At 55.0% G+C, this 16,742-nt stretch carries 13 protein-coding genes; 6 read left to right on the top strand and 7 right to left on the bottom strand.

The genetic code is table 11. The annotated features are described in order from the left end of the window. Positions 1-64: 64 nt before the first annotated feature. The 3 genes from copA to ybaK all read left to right on the top strand — a co-directional run bounded on the left by copA (position 65) and on the right by ybaK (position 4,132). Positions 65-2,566 carry a copper-exporting P-type ATPase CopA gene (copA, locus tag NMC31_RS12180; protein WP_253898072.1) on the top strand — a complete coding sequence of 834 codons (2,502 nt, stop codon included), beginning with the start codon at positions 65-67 and terminating at the stop codon, positions 2,564-2,566. A 90-nt stretch (positions 2,567-2,656) separates the two neighbouring features. Continuing rightward, positions 2,657-3,451 (top strand): TraB/GumN family protein, encoded by a 795-nt coding sequence (locus tag NMC31_RS12175; protein ID WP_253898071.1) that lies wholly within the window; start codon positions 2,657-2,659, stop codon positions 3,449-3,451. 201 nt (positions 3,452-3,652) lie between these two features. After that, a complete protein-coding gene (gene ybaK / locus NMC31_RS12170; protein ID WP_149462088.1) occupies positions 3,653-4,132 on the top strand; it encodes a Cys-tRNA(Pro)/Cys-tRNA(Cys) deacylase YbaK in 480 nt (159 codons plus the stop codon). A gap of 121 nt (positions 4,133-4,253) precedes the next feature. On the opposite strand, the gene ushA is transcribed toward ybaK, so the two are convergent. Further along, positions 4,254-5,906 carry a bifunctional UDP-sugar hydrolase/5'-nucleotidase UshA gene (gene ushA / locus NMC31_RS12165; RefSeq protein WP_253898070.1) on the bottom strand — a complete coding sequence of 551 codons (1,653 nt, stop codon included), beginning with the start codon at positions 5,904-5,906 and terminating at the stop codon, positions 4,254-4,256. A gap of 174 nt (positions 5,907-6,080) precedes the next feature. Here ushA and NMC31_RS12160 point away from each other — a divergent pair, with 174 nt between their 5' ends. Further along, on the top strand, positions 6,081-7,301 hold the full coding sequence (locus NMC31_RS12160; RefSeq protein ID WP_253898069.1) for an MFS transporter: 1,221 nt from the start codon (positions 6,081-6,083) through the stop codon (positions 7,299-7,301). Between the two features lie 255 nt (positions 7,302-7,556). Continuing rightward, positions 7,557-9,233 carry a YbaL family putative K(+) efflux transporter gene (ybaL, locus tag NMC31_RS12155; RefSeq protein WP_149462091.1) on the top strand — a complete coding sequence of 559 codons (1,677 nt, stop codon included), beginning with the start codon at positions 7,557-7,559 and terminating at the stop codon, positions 9,231-9,233. A gap of 99 nt (positions 9,234-9,332) precedes the next feature. On the opposite strand, the gene NMC31_RS12150 is transcribed toward ybaL, so the two are convergent. Next, positions 9,333-10,637 (bottom strand): inosine/guanosine kinase, encoded by a 1,305-nt coding sequence (locus tag NMC31_RS12150; protein WP_149462092.1) that lies wholly within the window; start codon positions 10,635-10,637, stop codon positions 9,333-9,335. A 161-nt stretch (positions 10,638-10,798) separates the two neighbouring features. Between NMC31_RS12150 and aes the strand changes: the two genes are divergently transcribed. Next, the gene (gene aes, locus NMC31_RS12145) at positions 10,799-11,767 is read left to right on the top strand and encodes an acetyl esterase (protein ID WP_253898068.1); all 969 of its coding nucleotides are present in this window, start codon (positions 10,799-10,801) and stop codon (positions 11,765-11,767) included. On the opposite strand, the gene hemH is transcribed toward aes, so the two are convergent. The 5 genes from hemH to NMC31_RS12120 all read right to left on the bottom strand — a co-directional run bounded on the left by hemH (position 11,764) and on the right by NMC31_RS12120 (position 16,701). After that, a complete protein-coding gene (gene hemH, locus NMC31_RS12140; RefSeq protein WP_253898067.1) occupies positions 11,764-12,726 on the bottom strand; it encodes a ferrochelatase in 963 nt (320 codons plus the stop codon). The genes aes and hemH overlap by 4 nt on opposite strands. A 172-nt stretch (positions 12,727-12,898) precedes the next feature. Beyond that, positions 12,899-13,543 carry an adenylate kinase gene (gene adk, locus NMC31_RS12135; protein WP_149462095.1) on the bottom strand — a complete coding sequence of 215 codons (645 nt, stop codon included), beginning with the start codon at positions 13,541-13,543 and terminating at the stop codon, positions 12,899-12,901. Positions 13,544-13,783: 240 nt separating this feature from the next. Continuing rightward, positions 13,784-15,658 carry a molecular chaperone HtpG gene (gene htpG / locus NMC31_RS12130; RefSeq protein WP_253898066.1) on the bottom strand — a complete coding sequence of 625 codons (1,875 nt, stop codon included), beginning with the start codon at positions 15,656-15,658 and terminating at the stop codon, positions 13,784-13,786. Between the two features lie 108 nt (positions 15,659-15,766). Next, positions 15,767-16,372, bottom strand: a complete 606-nt coding sequence (gene recR / locus NMC31_RS12125) for a recombination mediator RecR (protein WP_149462097.1) — start codon at positions 16,370-16,372, stop codon at positions 15,767-15,769. Beyond that, on the bottom strand, positions 16,372-16,701 hold the full coding sequence (locus NMC31_RS12120) for a YbaB/EbfC family nucleoid-associated protein (RefSeq protein WP_015965523.1): 330 nt from the start codon (positions 16,699-16,701) through the stop codon (positions 16,372-16,374). The genes recR and NMC31_RS12120 overlap by 1 nt, the downstream gene beginning before the upstream one ends. Positions 16,702-16,742 lie beyond the last annotated feature (41 nt).

The raw sequence follows: 16,742 nt of genomic DNA, 5'->3' as shown, positions 1-16,742 counted from the left end.
TTAATAACAGTCAAATGACGATGATGCCGTCCACTTCCGGACAGCGCATAGAGAAGGAGTTTTTATGTCCACTACTATCGACCTGACGCTTGATGGCCTCTCCTGCGGCCACTGCGTTAAACGTGTTAAAGAGAGCCTGGAAAAACGTCCTGATGTGGAACAGGCTGATGTCACCATTACTGAGGCCCACGTTACCGGTAGCGCCAGCGCGGAAGCGCTGATCGAAACCATTATTGAAGCGGGTTATGGTGCAGAGTTAAGCCACCCAAAGGCTAAACCGCTGGCGGAAGCAGTAACCCCGTCGGAAGCACTGACAGCGGTCACCCCTGAGCTTCCGGCAGCCCAGGATCTGGATGACAGCCAGCAGTTGCTGATCAACGGAATGAGCTGCGCCAGCTGCGTCTCTCGCGTGCAAAAAGCCCTTCAGGCGGTACCGGGCGTCGCACAGGCACGGGTAAACCTTGCGGAGCGCACTGCGCTTGTGATGGGCAGCGCCTCCGCTACTGATTTAGTCCACGCTGTAGAGAAAGCAGGCTACGGCGCGGAAGCGATTGAAGACGACTTGAAACGTCGTGAGCGCCAGCAGGAAACCGCGCTCGCCACCATGAAGCGCTTCCGCTGGCAGGCGATTGTCGCGCTGTTGGTCGGTATCCCGGTGATGGTCTGGGGAATGATTGGCGACAACATGATGGTGACCGACGCCAACCGTTCGCTGTGGCTTGTCATCGGCCTGGTGACGCTGGCCGTAATGGTCTTCGCCGGCGGGCACTTCTACAGCAGTGCATGGAAAAGCCTGAAAAACGGCACCGCGACGATGGACACGCTGGTGGCACTGGGTACTGGCGTTGCGTGGCTCTACTCGATGAGCGTCAACCTGTGGCCGCAGTGGTTCCCGATGGAAGCGCGTCATCTCTATTATGAAGCCAGCGCGATGATCATCGGTCTGATTAACCTCGGCCATATGCTGGAAGCACGCGCCCGTCAGCGTTCATCTAAAGCGCTGGAGAAACTGCTTGATTTGACGCCACCGTCTGCCCGCGTGGTGACCGAAAACGGCGAAAAAACCGTGCCGCTGGCCGAGGTTCTGCCGGGTATGACGCTGCGCCTGACGACCGGCGACCGCGTGCCGGTCGATGGCGAAATCACCCAGGGCGAAGCCTGGTTTGACGAAGCGATGCTCACCGGTGAACCGGTGCCGCAGGAAAAAAGCAATGGCGATGCTATTCACGCCGGGACGGTGGTACAGGACGGTTCTGTTTTGTTCCGTGCCAGTGCGGTAGGTAGCCATACGACGCTCTCACGTATTATTAAAATGGTGCGTCAGGCGCAAAGCAGTAAACCTGAAATCGGCCAACTGGCGGATAAAATCTCGGCGGTGTTCGTGCCTGCCGTGGTCGCCATCGCGCTGTTCAGCGCCGCCATCTGGTATTTCTTTGGCCCGGCGCCGCAGATTGTCTATACCCTGGTGATCGCCACCACCGTACTGATTATCGCCTGCCCCTGTGCCCTCGGCCTGGCTACACCGATGTCGATTATTTCTGGCGTGGGTCGTGCCGCGGAGTACGGCGTGCTGGTGCGTGATGCCGACGCGCTGCAACGTGCAAGCGAACTGACCACGCTGGTGTTTGATAAAACCGGCACGCTGACGGAGGGTAAGCCACAGGTTGTGGCAGTGAGGACCTTCTCAGGTGTAGAAGAAGCGCAGGCGCTACGTCTTGCCGCCGCGCTGGAGCAAGGTTCAAGCCACCCATTAGCGCGAGCGATTCTGGAAAAAGCGGGCGATGCTACGTTGCCGCAGGTCAACGCCTTCCGCACCCTGCGCGGGCTGGGCGTGAGCGGTGAGACAGAGGGTAGAACGCTGCTGCTGGGTAACCAGGCACTGCTCAACGAACAGAATATCTCAACCGCGGAACTGGAAAACGAAATCAATGCGCAGGCTTCACGGGGCGCCACGCCGGTGCTACTGGCAGTCGACGGTAAAGCCGCTGCGTTGTTCGCCATCCGTGATCCATTGCGTGCTGACAGCGTGGCGGCGCTGGAGCGCCTGCATCGTGAAGGCTATCGTCTGGTGATGTTGACCGGCGATAACCCAACCACCGCCAATGCCATCGCCAAAGAAGCGGGTATTGATGAAGTGATCGCAGGCGTACTGCCGGATGGCAAAGCCGAAGCCATTAAAAATCTGCAACGTCAGGGGCAAAAAGTGGCGATGGTCGGCGACGGCATCAATGATGCGCCGGCGCTGGCGCAGGCTGAAGTCGGTATCGCCATGGGTGGCGGCAGTGATGTGGCGATTGAAACGGCGGCCATCACCCTGATGCGTCACAGCCTGATGGGCGTCGCGGATGCGCTGGCGATTTCCCGCGCCACGCTGCGCAATATGAAGCAGAACCTGCTGGGTGCGTTTATTTACAACTCGCTGGGTATCCCTATCGCCGCCGGTATTCTCTGGCCGATAACGGGTACGTTACTCAACCCGGTGGTTGCTGGTGCGGCAATGGCGCTCTCTTCCATCACGGTTGTGAGCAACGCGAACAGATTGCTGCGGTTTAAACCGAAGGCATGATCCCTGCTCCCTCCTGATGCCGTTTCAGGAGGGAGATTTGCACCTTTACGACGGGCGCGCTAGCATGAACCTTTCTCAAAGGGAGCGCGTATGGGTCTGTTAAATCAACTAAAACGCTTGTGGCACGCGCTGCGAGGCGCCCCTTATAGCTGGCCCGCCATCGATATCTCCCTGCCCGGCGGTCGTGAGCTTCACCTGGTCGGCAGCATTCATATGGGTACGCGCGATATGTCGCCGCTGCCGCCGAAGCTGGTCAAGAAGCTACAGCAGGCCGATGCGCTGATCGTTGAGGCCGATATTTCCGGTAATGAAGCGCCTTTCGACAATCTTCCTCTTTGTGCTCCCCTTGCCGAACGCCTGACGGCGACGCAGCTTGCCGCGCTGGAAAAACTGGCCGATGAACAAGGCTTACCGCTTGCGCGTTTCGATACCCAGCCACTGTGGCAAATTGCGATGGTAATGCAGGCGACACAGGCGCAAAAGCTGGGTCTGCGCCCGGATTACGGGATTGATTATCAACTCCTGCAGGCAGCGCGGCAGGCTTCCCTTCCTGTTCAGGAGCTGGAAGGCGCATCAAGTCAGATTGAACTGTTGTTGCAACTGCCGGATGACGGGCTGGCGCTGCTGGAAGACACCCTCACTCACTGGCATACCAATGCGCGATTATTGCAGGTCATGATTGGCTGGTGGCTGGAACAGCCGCCGATCGACAGAAATTCACCGCTGCCGAATACCTTTAGCCAGTCGCTGTATGATGTGTTGATGGTGCAGCGTAATCAGGCGTGGCGCGATACGCTGCTGGCGCTGCCGCCGGGCCGCTATGTGGTGGCAGTTGGCGCGCTGCATCTGTATGGCGAAGGCAACCTGGCGCAGATGTTGAAATAAAAAAATGGCCAATATCTCTATTGGCCCGTCAAAGAGGAATTTCATCATTATTATTATCCCGAAGTTCGCACTCCGGATCCTTTGATTGTCGCTCAAAGTCATCATCACTTCCATTACTATTGCGCAAGATAATACTATTTTTTAGCCAGCCCAGAGGCGTATGCTTAGGGCATGTCTGTTCAGTAGTAAGAAAGGATGATTATGACTCCCGCCGTTAAGTTACTCGAAAAAAACAAAATTTCTTTTCAGACTCACGCCTACGATCACGATCCGAGCGAAACCAACTTTGGTGACGAAGTGGTGCGCAAACTGGGTCTGAATGCGGACCAGGTCTACAAAACGTTACTGGTCGCCGTAAATGGCGATATGAAACATCTGGCCGTGGCGGTAACGCCGGTGGCCGGGCAGCTTGATTTGAAAAAAGTGGCAAAGGCGCTGGGCGCGAAGAAAGTCGATATGGCCGACCCGATGGTGGCGCAGCGTACAACCGGGTATCTGGTTGGCGGTATTAGTCCGCTGGGGCAGAAAAAACGCCTGCCGACGGTAATTGACGCACCCGCACAGGATTTTGCCACTATCTATGTTTCAGGCGGCAAGCGCGGGCTGGATATTGAACTCGCCGCGAGCGATCTGGCGAAAATTCTTGATGCGAAATTCGCGGATATTGCGCGCAGGGATTGAGTGCTAGTCTTCCCCCTCACCCCGGCCCTCTCCCGCAGGGAGAGGGAGAAAACCGAGTTCGTATTTGCATTGAGCACAATCCGTCCCCTCGCCCTGCGGGAGAGGGTTAGGGTGAGGGCCCCTATTCCCAGCTCACTTCCCCTTTCGGTTCGTAAGCATTCACATCGATTGGTGAGTTCTGCTCGATAAACTGCTTCAGCACTTCCGCATCAATAAAACCGGTGTTCACATAGCCCGGTAATTTATCAATCTGCGGATAACCATCACCGCCGCTGGCATTGAAACTGAGCGTCGCCAGTCGGTAGTTTTTCGCAGGGTCAATCGGTTCGCCTTTGATTTTAAGGTCTGTCAGCTTGCCGTCTTTTGCCACAAAACTGACGTTGGCAAACTGCGGATAGGCGCCAGAATCGGGCTTTTTCTGCGCTACGGCGGTGAGGTAATCCGTCACCTCTTTGCCAGTCATGTCGGCGTAAACCACCACGTTGCCGAACGGTTGAACTTTCAGCACGCTTTTATAGGTGATATCTCCTGCCTCGATAGAATCACGAATACCGCCGCCGCTCATCACCGCGAAATCAGCACCGGTACGCGCCATTTGCGCCGCGAGAATCACGCGCGCCAGGTTGGTCTGCACAAAACGGACTCTACTGCGGTCGCCTTCCAGATGACCATTCACCGTACCAATTTTGACGCCGAGCTGCGCTTTGCCTTTATTCTGGAACGGGCTCAGCAGCGAGAGCATCTGCGCGCTTTCCGGGATTTGCGGCGTGTAAAGTACGCGCTCACTTTGCCCGTTATCGTAAGTCACTTTCTTCTTCAGATTCACCGGGATGAGCTGATAATGCACCAGCTTGAGCTCGCCATTGCGGAACTCAAAATCAGCACGCCCAACGTATTTACCCCACTCGTGCGCCTGCACAATCCAGATGCCGTTCTGTTTATCCGGCGCACATGGCGTACCCGGCACATAGTCGACCTGCTTTTTATTCTCCGACGCCATGCAAACCGGATCTTGTGAGTGACCACCCACAATCATCGCCAGCGCCCCGGCAGGCAGGCTGCGCGCCATCTCGACATCGCCCGGCGCGTTAGAACCGTGATTACCGTTGTCGTAGTGGCCCATATGCGTGGCGGCGATAATAAAATCAGGTTTTTCATTCATCTGAAGTTCCTGAATCACCAGCTTCGCTTCTTCGGCAGGCTTACGGAACTCAATATCCGTAAAGTTTTCCGGGTTGCCGATACGGGCAGTATCGTCGGTCGTCAGGCCAAGCACGGCGATTTTGAGATCCTGGCGCTTAAATATTGCCCACGGTTTAAACAGACGTTCGCCAGTGCTCTTTTGATAAATGTTGGCCGACAGGAACGGGAACTTCGCCCACTTTTCCTGCTGGCGCAGCACGCTCATCGGGTTATCAAACTCATGGTTACCGACCGCCATCGCGTCATAACCCACCAGATTCATGCCACGAAAATCGGGCTCTGCGTCCTGTAAATCCGACTCCGGCACGCCAGTATTAATATCGCCGCCGGAGAGCAAAAGCACGCTTCCCCCTTCCGCGGCAACTTCTTTGCGAATGCCGTCCACCAGCGTTTTTTGCGCGGCTAAACCGTACTCGCCATATTCGCTGCGCCAGAAGTGACCATGATGATCGTTAGTATGTAATATTGTGATTTTATAGGTTTTATCTTTTTCCCAGGCCTGAACGCCTGTGCTTGCCAAAGACAGCGCGGCCAGCATCGCCAGCGCTATGCCCCGTCGAACAAATTTCATGATCCACTCCCTGATTGAATGACAAGTGCCGAAATTACAACGCTCTGAAAGAATAGTCGAATTTCATTTTAGAAATGAGGCTTCCTTCATACGTCGCAGACAGGTATCTTAGGCTGATAACTATTACAACATCGATTATCTCCGACATCGCACCATCAAATATAAGTGGAATCTATGGCAATCAGTGAAACCAGCCCTGGGCTGTCCGGCTCCTCTGCGCCCCAGCAACAGGCACGCACGTCGTTTAAAATTCTCGGGGCCATCAGCCTCTCTCACCTGCTTAATGACATGATTCAGTCGTTAATTCTGGCTATCTACCCGCTGCTACAGGCTGACTTCTCACTCAGTTTCGTACAGATCGGGATGATTACCCTCACCTTCCAGCTCGCCTCCTCGCTGCTTCAACCGGTGGTCGGCTACGTGACCGATAAGCGCCCGATGCCGTGGTCGCTGCCTATCGGCATGTGCTTTACCCTAAGCGGTCTGATTCTGCTGGCGCTGGCGGGCAGTTTCTATACCGTTTTGCTGGCCGCTGCGCTGGTCGGTACCGGGTCGTCGGTTTTCCACCCGGAATCTTCACGTGTGGCACGTATGGCGTCCGGTGGGCGTCATGGCCTGGCGCAGTCAATTTTCCAGGTCGGTGGCAACTTTGGTAGCTCTTTAGGGCCACTGCTGGCGGCGGTGATCATTGCCCCGTACGGTAAAGGCAACGTCGCCTGGTTCGTGCTGGCAGCGCTGCTGGCAATTATTGTGCTGGCGCAAATTAGCCGCTGGTATGCCGCACAGCACCGCATTAATAAAGGTAAACCTAAAGCCGCGATTATTAATCCGCTACCGCGTAACAAGGTGATTCTGGCCGTTTGCGTACTTCTGATGCTGATTTTTTCAAAATACTTCTATATGGCGAGCATCAGCAGCTATTACACTTTTTATTTGATGCATAAGTTTGGCTTATCCATCCAAAATGCGCAGATACACCTCTTTGCTTTCCTGTTTGCGGTCGCGGCGGGAACCGTGATTGGCGGGCCTGTAGGCGATAAGATTGGGCGTAAATATGTTATTTGGGGCTCTATCCTCGGCGTTGCACCGTTTACCCTTGTTTTACCCTACGCTTCGCTGGAATGGACCGGGATTTTAACGGTGATCATTGGATTTATCCTCGCATCCGCATTTTCGGCGATTCTGGTATATGCTCAGGAGCTTCTGCCTGGCCGAATTGGCATGGTTTCCGGTTTATTCTTCGGTTTCGCCTTTGGCATGGGCGGCTTAGGTGCTGCGGTTCTGGGGCTGGTTGCTGACCACACCAGCATCGAACTGGTCTATAAAATCTGTGCTTTCCTGCCACTTCTGGGGATGTTGACCATATTCCTGCCTGATAACCGACAAAAACAGTAATTTTCACGCAGCCAAAGTCAAACTTTGGCTGCGCAGTTCCCCAGCCACTGCGGCATTTCCCCTGCTATTCATCAGCCAATCCCACTTTTGGGGTTGTTGCGATCATTAATTCCTTTTTTTATCAAAATTCAACATTTATTCATAAACATGATGACCCATTTTGTCATAAACTATTACAAGGTTTTTTGGTTTTCCGGATGATGTCACGCATCTGAGCCAAAAATGGAACAACGCACCAACACGAAAGGAGACGGAATGCATCACGCCACACCGCTTATCACCACCATTGTTGGTGGTCTTGTTCTCGCATTTTTCCTTGGCATGATTGCCAACAGATTACGCATATCTCCTTTAGTCGGTTATTTATTAGCAGGCGTCCTGGCCGGACCATTCACGCCGGGTTTTGTCGCCGATACGCAACTGGCACCTGAACTGGCGGAACTGGGCGTGATTCTGCTGATGTTCGGCGTCGGGCTGCACTTCTCATTGAAAGATTTGATGGCGGTAAAAGCCATCGCCATTCCCGGTGCAATTTTACAGATAGCAGTAGCAACACTACTGGGGATGGCGCTTTCGTCGTTGCTCGGCTGGTCGTTGATGACCGGTATCGTGTTCGGTCTGTGTCTTTCTACCGCCAGTACCGTGGTGCTACTGCGCGCGCTGGAAGAACGGCAACTCATTGATAGCCAGCGCGGGCAAATCGCCATCGGCTGGTTGATTGTTGAAGACCTGGTGATGGTGTTAACGCTGGTTCTGCTGCCTGCCGTCGCAGGCATGATGGAGAAAGGCAACGTTGGCCTGGCTTCGCTGGCGCTGGATATGTCGATAACCATCGGCAAAGTGGTCGCCTTTATCGCCATTATGATGCTGGTAGGCCGTCGCCTGGTGCCGTGGATCCTCTCCCGCAGCGCCGCTACCGGTTCTCGTGAGCTCTTTACCCTTTCTGTACTCGCGCTGGCGCTGGGTATCGCCTTCGGTGCGGTTGAGCTGTTTGATGTCTCCTTCGCACTCGGCGCATTCTTCGCCGGGATGGTGCTGAACGAGTCTGAATTGAGCCACCGCGCGGCCCACGATACGCTGCCACTGCGCGACGCATTCGCTGTGTTGTTCTTCGTCTCTGTCGGTATGCTGTTTGACCCGATGATTCTGATTGAACAACCGCTGGCAGTTCTGGGTACGCTTGCCATTATCGTCTTCGGTAAGTCGTTAGCAGCGTTCTTCCTGGTGCGTATGTTCGGACACTCACAGCGCACCGCGTTAACCATCGCCACCAGCCTGGCGCAGATTGGTGAATTCGCCTTCATCCTGGCAGGGCTCGGCATGGCGCTGGATCTCCTTCCGCAGGCCGGGCAGAACCTGGTACTGGCAGGGGCGATCCTGTCGATTATGCTCAACCCGATTCTCTTTACGCTGCTGGAAAAATATCTCGAGAAAACCGAGACGCTTGAAGAGCAGACGCTTGAAGAAGCCATTGAAGACGAGAAGCAGATCCCGGTGGATATCTGTAATCATGCGTTGCTGGTCGGCTATGGGCGCGTCGGTAGCCTGCTCGGCGAGAAACTGATGGCCCAGGGCATTCCGCTGGTGGTGATTGAAACCTCACGTACGCGCGTTGATGAACTGCGCGAACGTGGTATTCGCGCGGTGCTGGGCAACGCCGCAAACGAGGAAATCATGAACCTGGCGCATCTGGACTGCGCGCGCTGGCTGCTGCTGACCATTCCGAACGGCTACGAAGCCGGTGAGATTGTCGCTACCGCGCGCGAGAAATGCCCGGGGATTGAGATTATCGCCCGCGCGCATTATGACGATGAAGTGGCGTATATCAGCGAACGCGGCGCTAATCAGGTGGTGATGGGCGAGCGTGAGATTGCGAAAACCATGCTGGGCTTGTTAGAGAAACCGCCGCTTGAAGAGGCGGTGACAGGCTAAAACCGGAGTGCCGGATGGCGGCTGCGCCTTATCCGGCCTACAAACTCACATAAGCGTTCCAGGCCCGGTAAGCGAAGCGCCACCGGGCAACACACAACGTTATCGTTCCCAATACGCCTCTTCGAGGCTATCTTCCCTTTCCGGCAGGCCGCGCGTCAGGCGCGGTGAATGCTGGTTCAGCACCTGATAACTCACCCGGTTGGCATATTTACACACCTGGGCCAGCGACGAATAGGTCAGCCAGTGATGCTGGTGCTTACTGGAATTCGGCACGTTATTGCGATGGTAGTTATTGGCGGTGATATCGTGCAGCAGCGCCGCCAGTGCGCCGTCTCCCGCGCCGTTGGTATTCATGATCTTTTCCGGGCCGCCCATGTATGGCGCGATGTGCGAGTACACTCGTAGCGGGTCCTGGCAATCTTTAAAACGCACCGCACGGCTGAATTCATACTGATTGAATTCGGCGATGGCTCCCGGCAACAGCGGATGCTGGGTTTTCCGTTTTGCCTCGTTTTCGGTAAAGCCCGCCATGTAAAGCCCCACCGGCCCGGCGGTACAGAGCACCAAATCCACCCAGTCCAGCGCTTTATCCGACGCCAGCAGCGGGTCATCCAACCCGGTTAGCGCCAGCCCCTCTTCTTCATTCATTGCCAGAATCGAGACATGCTCTTTGAGAAATTCCTGCCACCACTGCGGGTTATCGGCAATCACATACTTAGTGCCCAGCGTCAGGACGACCGGAACGTTATATTTCTTCGCGTAGGCAATCGCCTGCATGGTGGCGTCTTTCATCGGCTCACCAGGCTTGCAGCGCACCAGGTAAGACGTCAGCACCAGCGCAGAGGCCCCGGCAATGACGGCTTCCGGGATGCTTTCCGGGCGCAACTGATTCATGTGGCCAGGGCTAATTGCGAAGGTGCGTTCGCCGGATTCGCTAATCAGCGTAAAGCAGCGGCCAATTGGGCCATCGACACCCTGTAGATAGTTAAGATCGGTACGGCTGGAGGTATTGCAAAGATAGCGGTACGCGTAACCGCCAATTTCTACATTGCGGCACATCACGCCGAGCAGTACCGAGCGGTCGTCCGCCAGCACCGAATAGTTGTGCATCGTATTGCCGATGGTTCCCCCGGCAAACTGATGGGTGATGAGGTTATTCTGCACCAGCTCCTGATACAGCGCCTCCGCCACATCATCTTCAATCACCAGCGAATGCCCGGCGCTCAGGCCGTAGCGCTGGATAAACGCGTCATCGACTTTGGCTTCGATATCCACCAGGGTTTGGTCGATACCGACCACCCAGGAGACGCCATTTTCGCTTTCCGGCTGAATTTGTTTTAACAGCGGATCGCGGGCGTTAACGGGAAAATAGTGTTTTGATTTACGTTTACCGGGAAATTTCATGATTCTGTTTACTGGTGGATAGCCGAGCGGGAAATGGTAGCACATTCCACCAGCCGCATGCGACGAACGTCGTGCGGGTCAGCGTTCAATATCGGCCTGCGGGATCGCAGTTTCCCGCGTTGGGAACTCTACAATAGCGCGAGAATACTAAGGAGCGCGTGATGAAAGCGGAAAATAAGATCCTCGTACTGGAGAAAATCTCACAAGAAATGCAGCAGGTCATGCAATTTGAGCGGCCCGACCTGCCGCCCTGGCCCGCCGATGCAACGCTTGAAATTCAGCGCGATTACTACACGCGCGAACGACAATTCTGGAACGAGGGCGCGCCCGAGATGGCCACCGTCGAATGTGTGGTTCCCACGCCGTTCGGCACCGTAGCCACGCGGATTTACTCACCGCAGCCAGAAAGCCCGGCGACACTGTTTTATCTGCACGGCGGCGGCTTTATTCTCGGCAATCTCGACACGCACGACCGCATCATGCGTCTGCTGGCGAAATATACTGGCTGTACGGTAATTGGTATCGACTATACCTTATCGCCGGAAGCCCGGTTCCCGCAGGCGATTGAAGAGACGGTCTCTGTCTGCCAGTTTTTTCAGCGCCGTGACACGGCGTATCACATCAATATGGAAAACATCGGATTCGCGGGCGATTCTGCAGGTGCAATGCTGGCGCTCGCCAGCGCCCTGTGGCTACGCGATCACCCTATTCATTGTGGGAAGGTCATTAGCACGCTGTTGTGGTACGGGCTCTACGGTTTACAGGATTCGGTAAGCCGTCGGCTAATGGGTGGAAGCTGGGATGGGTTAACACGCGAGGATCTGGCGAGCTATGAAAACGCTTATCTGCGGGATGAGCGGGACAAAGAATCGCCGTGGTACTGCCTGTTCAATAACGATCTCACCCATGACGTGCCGCCCTGCTTTATCGCCGGGGCGGAATACGATCCGCTGATTGACGATAGCCGTCTGCTGCATCAAACGCTACAAGCGCATCAGCAGACCAGCCGTTATGTCATGTATCCCGGCGTGCTGCATGCGTTCTTACACTATTCGCGGATGATGAAAACCGCCGACCAGGCGTTGCGGGACGGCGCAGCTTTCTTTGTCGAACAACTGCATGCTCGCTAGCAGTGCGGCGTAACCAGCGCCTGCATCATATCAATATGTTCCGGGGTATCGTTCAGCGCCGGAATATATTCATATTTCACCCCTCCGGCTTCAAGGAATACTTCCCGGTTTTGCACCGCAATCTCTTCCAGCGTCTCCAGACAATCGGCGGAGAAGCCCGGGCACATCACCTGAATGTGTTTCACGCCCTTCTCACCCAGCATTTTCAGCGTTTCATCCGTATAGGGCGTCAGCCACGGTTCACGGCCAAAACGCGACTGGAAGGTCATCATCACTTTATCCGGGTCGATTTCCAGCGCGGAAACCAGCGCGCGCGTGGTATCGCGACAGCGCTGCGGGTAATCATCACCTTCATTGGCGTAGCGCTGCGGAATACCGTGATAGGACAGCATCAACAAATCCGGTTCGCCGTGGCGCGCAAAAGAGGCCTTCACCGTGCCTGCCAGCGCGTTGATATAGTCATGATCGGTCGCGTAATCGCGAATAAACGTGATGCCCGGAATGGCGCGGGTTTTACCCAGAATACGCGCCAGTTCATCCCACACGGCGGCGACCGTCGAGCAGGAGTATTGTGGGTACAGCGGCAGGACCACGATATGGTCCACATCCTGCGCCAGCAAATCATTAACGGCGCTTTCCAGCGACGGCGTGCCATAGCTCATGCCCAGCGCAACGGGCATGTCTGGCAGACGTTCAGCCAGTGCTTTTTGCTGTCTGCGGCTATACACCATCAGCGGCGAGCCCTCTTCCATCCACACGGATTGATAGAGTTTGGCCACGCGCGGTGAGCGGATAGGCAGGATCACACCGCGTAACAGCGGCCACCATAACAGGCGGGAGGTATCGACAACGCGTCGGTCGCTGAGGAATTGCCGAAGATAGCGTTTAACCGCATCGGTGGTTGGCGCATCGGGAGTACCGAGGTTTACCAGCAGAATTCCTGTCTTTTTATAACGCATTACCGCCTCTCATTGATTCAAATCGTTGATAATTGTAGCGGAAAAGCGGAGAAGAAAAACTAATTGCTGTAAGAGGTGGTGCGGATAGTTGCCTGATGGCGCTGCGCTTATCAGGCCTACAAAAAACTGTAGGCCGGATAAAGTACGTGCACCGCCATCCGGCAAAACGGCCTTAGCCGAGGATTTTTTCCAGTTCTGCGCGAACGGCAGCAACGGCCTGGGTACCATCAACTTTCGCGTATTTGGTGTTACCGGCCTGCGCTTCTTTAGAGTAGTAGCCAATCAGCGGCGCAGTCATCTGATGATATTCCACCAGACGTTTACGCACGGTTTCTTCCTGATCGTCTTTACGGGTGGTCAGTTCTTCGCCGGTCACATCATCTTTACCTTCCACTTTCGGCGGATTGAATTTGATGTGATAAACACGGCCAGATGCCGCGTGAACGCGACGGCCAACAATACGGTCAACAATCAGTTCGTCCGGCACATCGAATTCCAGAACGTAATCAACGTTGATGCCCGCTTCTTTCATGGCGTCTGCCTGCGGAATAGTGCGCGGGAAGCCATCCAGCAGGAAACCGTTACGGCAATCTTCCTGGGAGATGCGTTCTTTAACCAGCGCGATAACCAGTTCGTCGGTAACCAGCTTGCCAGCATCCATGATGTCTTTGGCTTGTTTACCCAGTTCAGAACCGGACTTCACGGCTGCACGCAGCATATCGCCGGTGGAGATTTGCGGAATACCGTACTTCTCCATGATGAACTGAGCCTGAGTTCCTTTACCCGCGCCCGGAGCGCCAAGCAGAATGATACGCATTGCGAAAATCCCCTCAAAGGTTGTCTAAATTTTTCAAAAGCGCTAAACGATACCACCAACGCGCCATTGGCTCAAGGAAGCGGGGTAAGGCTGAAACGGTTAATGGGGGAAAACTGCGGTTTGATGCCCTCACCCCGGCCCTCTCCCACAGGGAGAGGGAGAAAAACGGCGCAGGGCTTAACAACGTGCACAATCGGTCCCCTCTCCCTGTGGGAGAGGGTTAGGGTGAGGGGGTAGTGCTTATGACACCAGCAGTTGGTTCATACGGCGGATAAACTGGTTCGGATCTTCCAGCGTCCCACGCTCGGCGAACAATGCCTGATCGAGCAGCAGTTCAACCCACTCTTTAAACTGGGCTTCATCCTGGGTGTCCGCTGTGCGTTTCACCAGTATGTGGTCTGGGTTCAGTTCAAAGATGTATTTCACGTCCGGCACAGCCTGGCCCGCGGCAGCGAACAGTTTCGCCATCTGGGTACTCATTTCATCTGCGTCGGTGGTGACAATTGCCGGGGTATCGGTCAGACGATGCGTCAGACGTACCTCTTTCACGCGGTCGCCCAGCAGGGTTTTCACGCGCTCAACGAACGGCGTCAGCGCTTTTTCCGCTTCTTTCGCGCTTTCGTCCACTTCATCCGCCAGCTTGTCGATGGATTCATCGGCTTTGGCCACGGACTGGAACGGTTTACCGTCGAACTCGGTCAGGTAGTTCATCATCCACTCATCGATGCGGTCAGAAAGCAGCAGAACTTCGATACCTTTCTTACGCAGCAGTTCCAGGTGCGGGCTGCTTTTCGCCGCCGCGTAGCTGTCTGCAGTGATGTAGTAAATCTTTTCCTGCCCTTCTTTCATGCGGGAAACGTAGTCTGCCAGCGAAACGGTCTGCTCGGAAGAGTCTGTATGCGTAGAGGCAAAACGCAACAGTTTAGCAATCGCGTCCTGATTCGTACTGTCTTCCGCCGGGCCCTCTTTCAGCACCAGGCCAAACTGTTTCCAGAAGGTCTGATATTTTTCCGCGTCGTCTTTCGCCAGTTTATCCAGCATTTGCAGGACGCGTTTGGTCAGCGCACCGCGCAGGCTGCGGGTGACCGCGCTGTCCTGAAGGATTTCACGGGACACGTTCAGCGGCAGATCGTTGGAATCTATCAGGCCACGCACAAAACGCAGGTAGTTCGGCATGAATTGCTCGGCGTCATCCATGATAAACACACGTTGTACGTACAGCTTCAGGCCATGTTTATGGTCGCGATTCCACATATCCCACGGCGCCTGAGACGGGATGTACAGCAGGCTGGTGTACTCCTGCTTCCCTTCGACACTGTTGTGGCTCCAGGTCAGCGGGTCAGTGAAGTCATGGGCGATATGTTTGTAGAACTCGGTGTATTCTTCGTCTTTAATTTCAGACTTATTACGCGTCCACAGCGCCTGTGCTTTGTTGATTTTTTCCCAGGAGATAACGGTTTCGCCGTCTTTTTCTTCCCGTTTTTCAATCTCAACCGGCAGTGCGATATGGTCGGAGTATTTGCTGATGACAGAGCGCACGCGCCAGTCATCAAGGAATTCATCTTCGCCTTCGCGCAGATGCAGAGTAATTTCGGTGCCGCGATCGGCTTTGGTGATGTCGGCAACGGTGTAATCGCCTTCACCTTCTGATTCCCAGAACACACCGTTTTCTGCCGCGTCGCCCGCCGCGCGGGTGCGTACAGTCACTTTATCGGCAACAATAAACGCCGAGTAGAAGCCCACGCCAAACTGACCAATCAGTTGGCTGTCTTTCGCCTGGTCAGAGCCCATCGATTCGAGGAACGCTTTGGTTCCGGATTTGGCGATAGTCCCCAGATGGTCAATAACGTCATCACGGTTCATACCAATACCGTTATCGGCAATGGTCAACGTACGCTTATCTTTATCGAAGGAAACACGCACGCGCAGCTCGCCGTCACCTTCGTACAGGTCCGGGTTGGAGAGCGCACGGAAACGCAGCTTGTCTGCCGCATCCGAGGCGTTAGAGATAAGCTCACGCAGGAAAATTTCTTTATTGGAATACAGGGAATGGATCATCAGGTGCAGAAGCTGTTTCACTTCAGACTGAAAACCACGAGTTTCTTGTCCTTTCATGTCGAAAATACCTCAATGCCAATTACAAGGTAAAAAATGCGTTGAGAGGGAAATGGGGATAGCGGGGGAAAATTTCAAGCGAGAGCAGAAAATCCTGCTCTCGTTTGATTAAAAACGAATCTTATGGCGACCCGCGAGCGAGTGCGACAGCGTGGTGCCATCGACCATCTCCAGCTCACCACCGACGGGCACGCCGTGGGCGATGCGGCTGGCTTCCACACCGTGCTGAGCGCAAATCTCAGCGATGTAGTTAGCGGTCGCCTCCCCTTCCACCGTCGGGTTGGTGGCGAGGATAACTTCACTGAGCGATTCCGTTTCCAGACGCTGCTCCAGGCGATCGAGGCCAATATCATCGGGCCCAATGCCGTCGAGCGGAGACAGGTGACCCATCAATACGAAGTAGCGGCCAGAATACTGCCCGGTTTGCTCAATAGCGTAGATGTCCGCAGGACTCTCCACCACGCAAATTTGGCCGTTTTCCTGGCGACGCGGGTTCGAACAGATGTTGCACACTTCCTGCTCGGTGAAGGTGCGGCAATCGGCACAGTGGCCGATTTCCGACATGGCGCGGGTCAGTGACTGCGCCAGACGCATTCCGCCGCTGCGGTCGCGCTGCAGCAGCGTAAACGCCATACGCTGAGCCGACTTAGGGCCAACGCCCGGCAGGCAGCGCAGTGCTTCCATTAGCTGAGTTAACAGCGGGCTGGTTTGCATCAGAACGGCAGCTTCATACCCGGCGGCAGTTGCATACCGGAGGACACGGAGGCCATTTTCTCTTTCTGGGTTTCATCAATGCGACGCGCCGCATCGTTGAATGCCGCAGCAACCAGATCTTCCAGCATGTCTTTGTCATCTTCCAACAGGCTTGGATCGATTTCCACGCGACGGCAGTTGTGCGCGCCGTTGATGGTCACTTTTACCAGACCTGCGCCGGATTCACCGGTCACTTCCAGTTTCGCGATTTCTTCCTGCATCTGCTGCATTTTTTCTTGCATCTGCTGGGCCTGTTTCATCAGGTTACCCAGACCGCCTTTACCAAACATAGGCTTCTCTCTTTCATTCAAGGGTGACGACCATAAGCCAG

Source organism: Pseudocitrobacter vendiensis (assembly GCF_943590815.1).
Lineage (GTDB): Bacteria > Pseudomonadota > Gammaproteobacteria > Enterobacterales > Enterobacteriaceae > Pseudocitrobacter > Pseudocitrobacter vendiensis.
The sequence above is the reverse complement of the archived record's forward strand: the minus strand, read 5'-3'. Positions and strand labels throughout refer to the sequence as shown.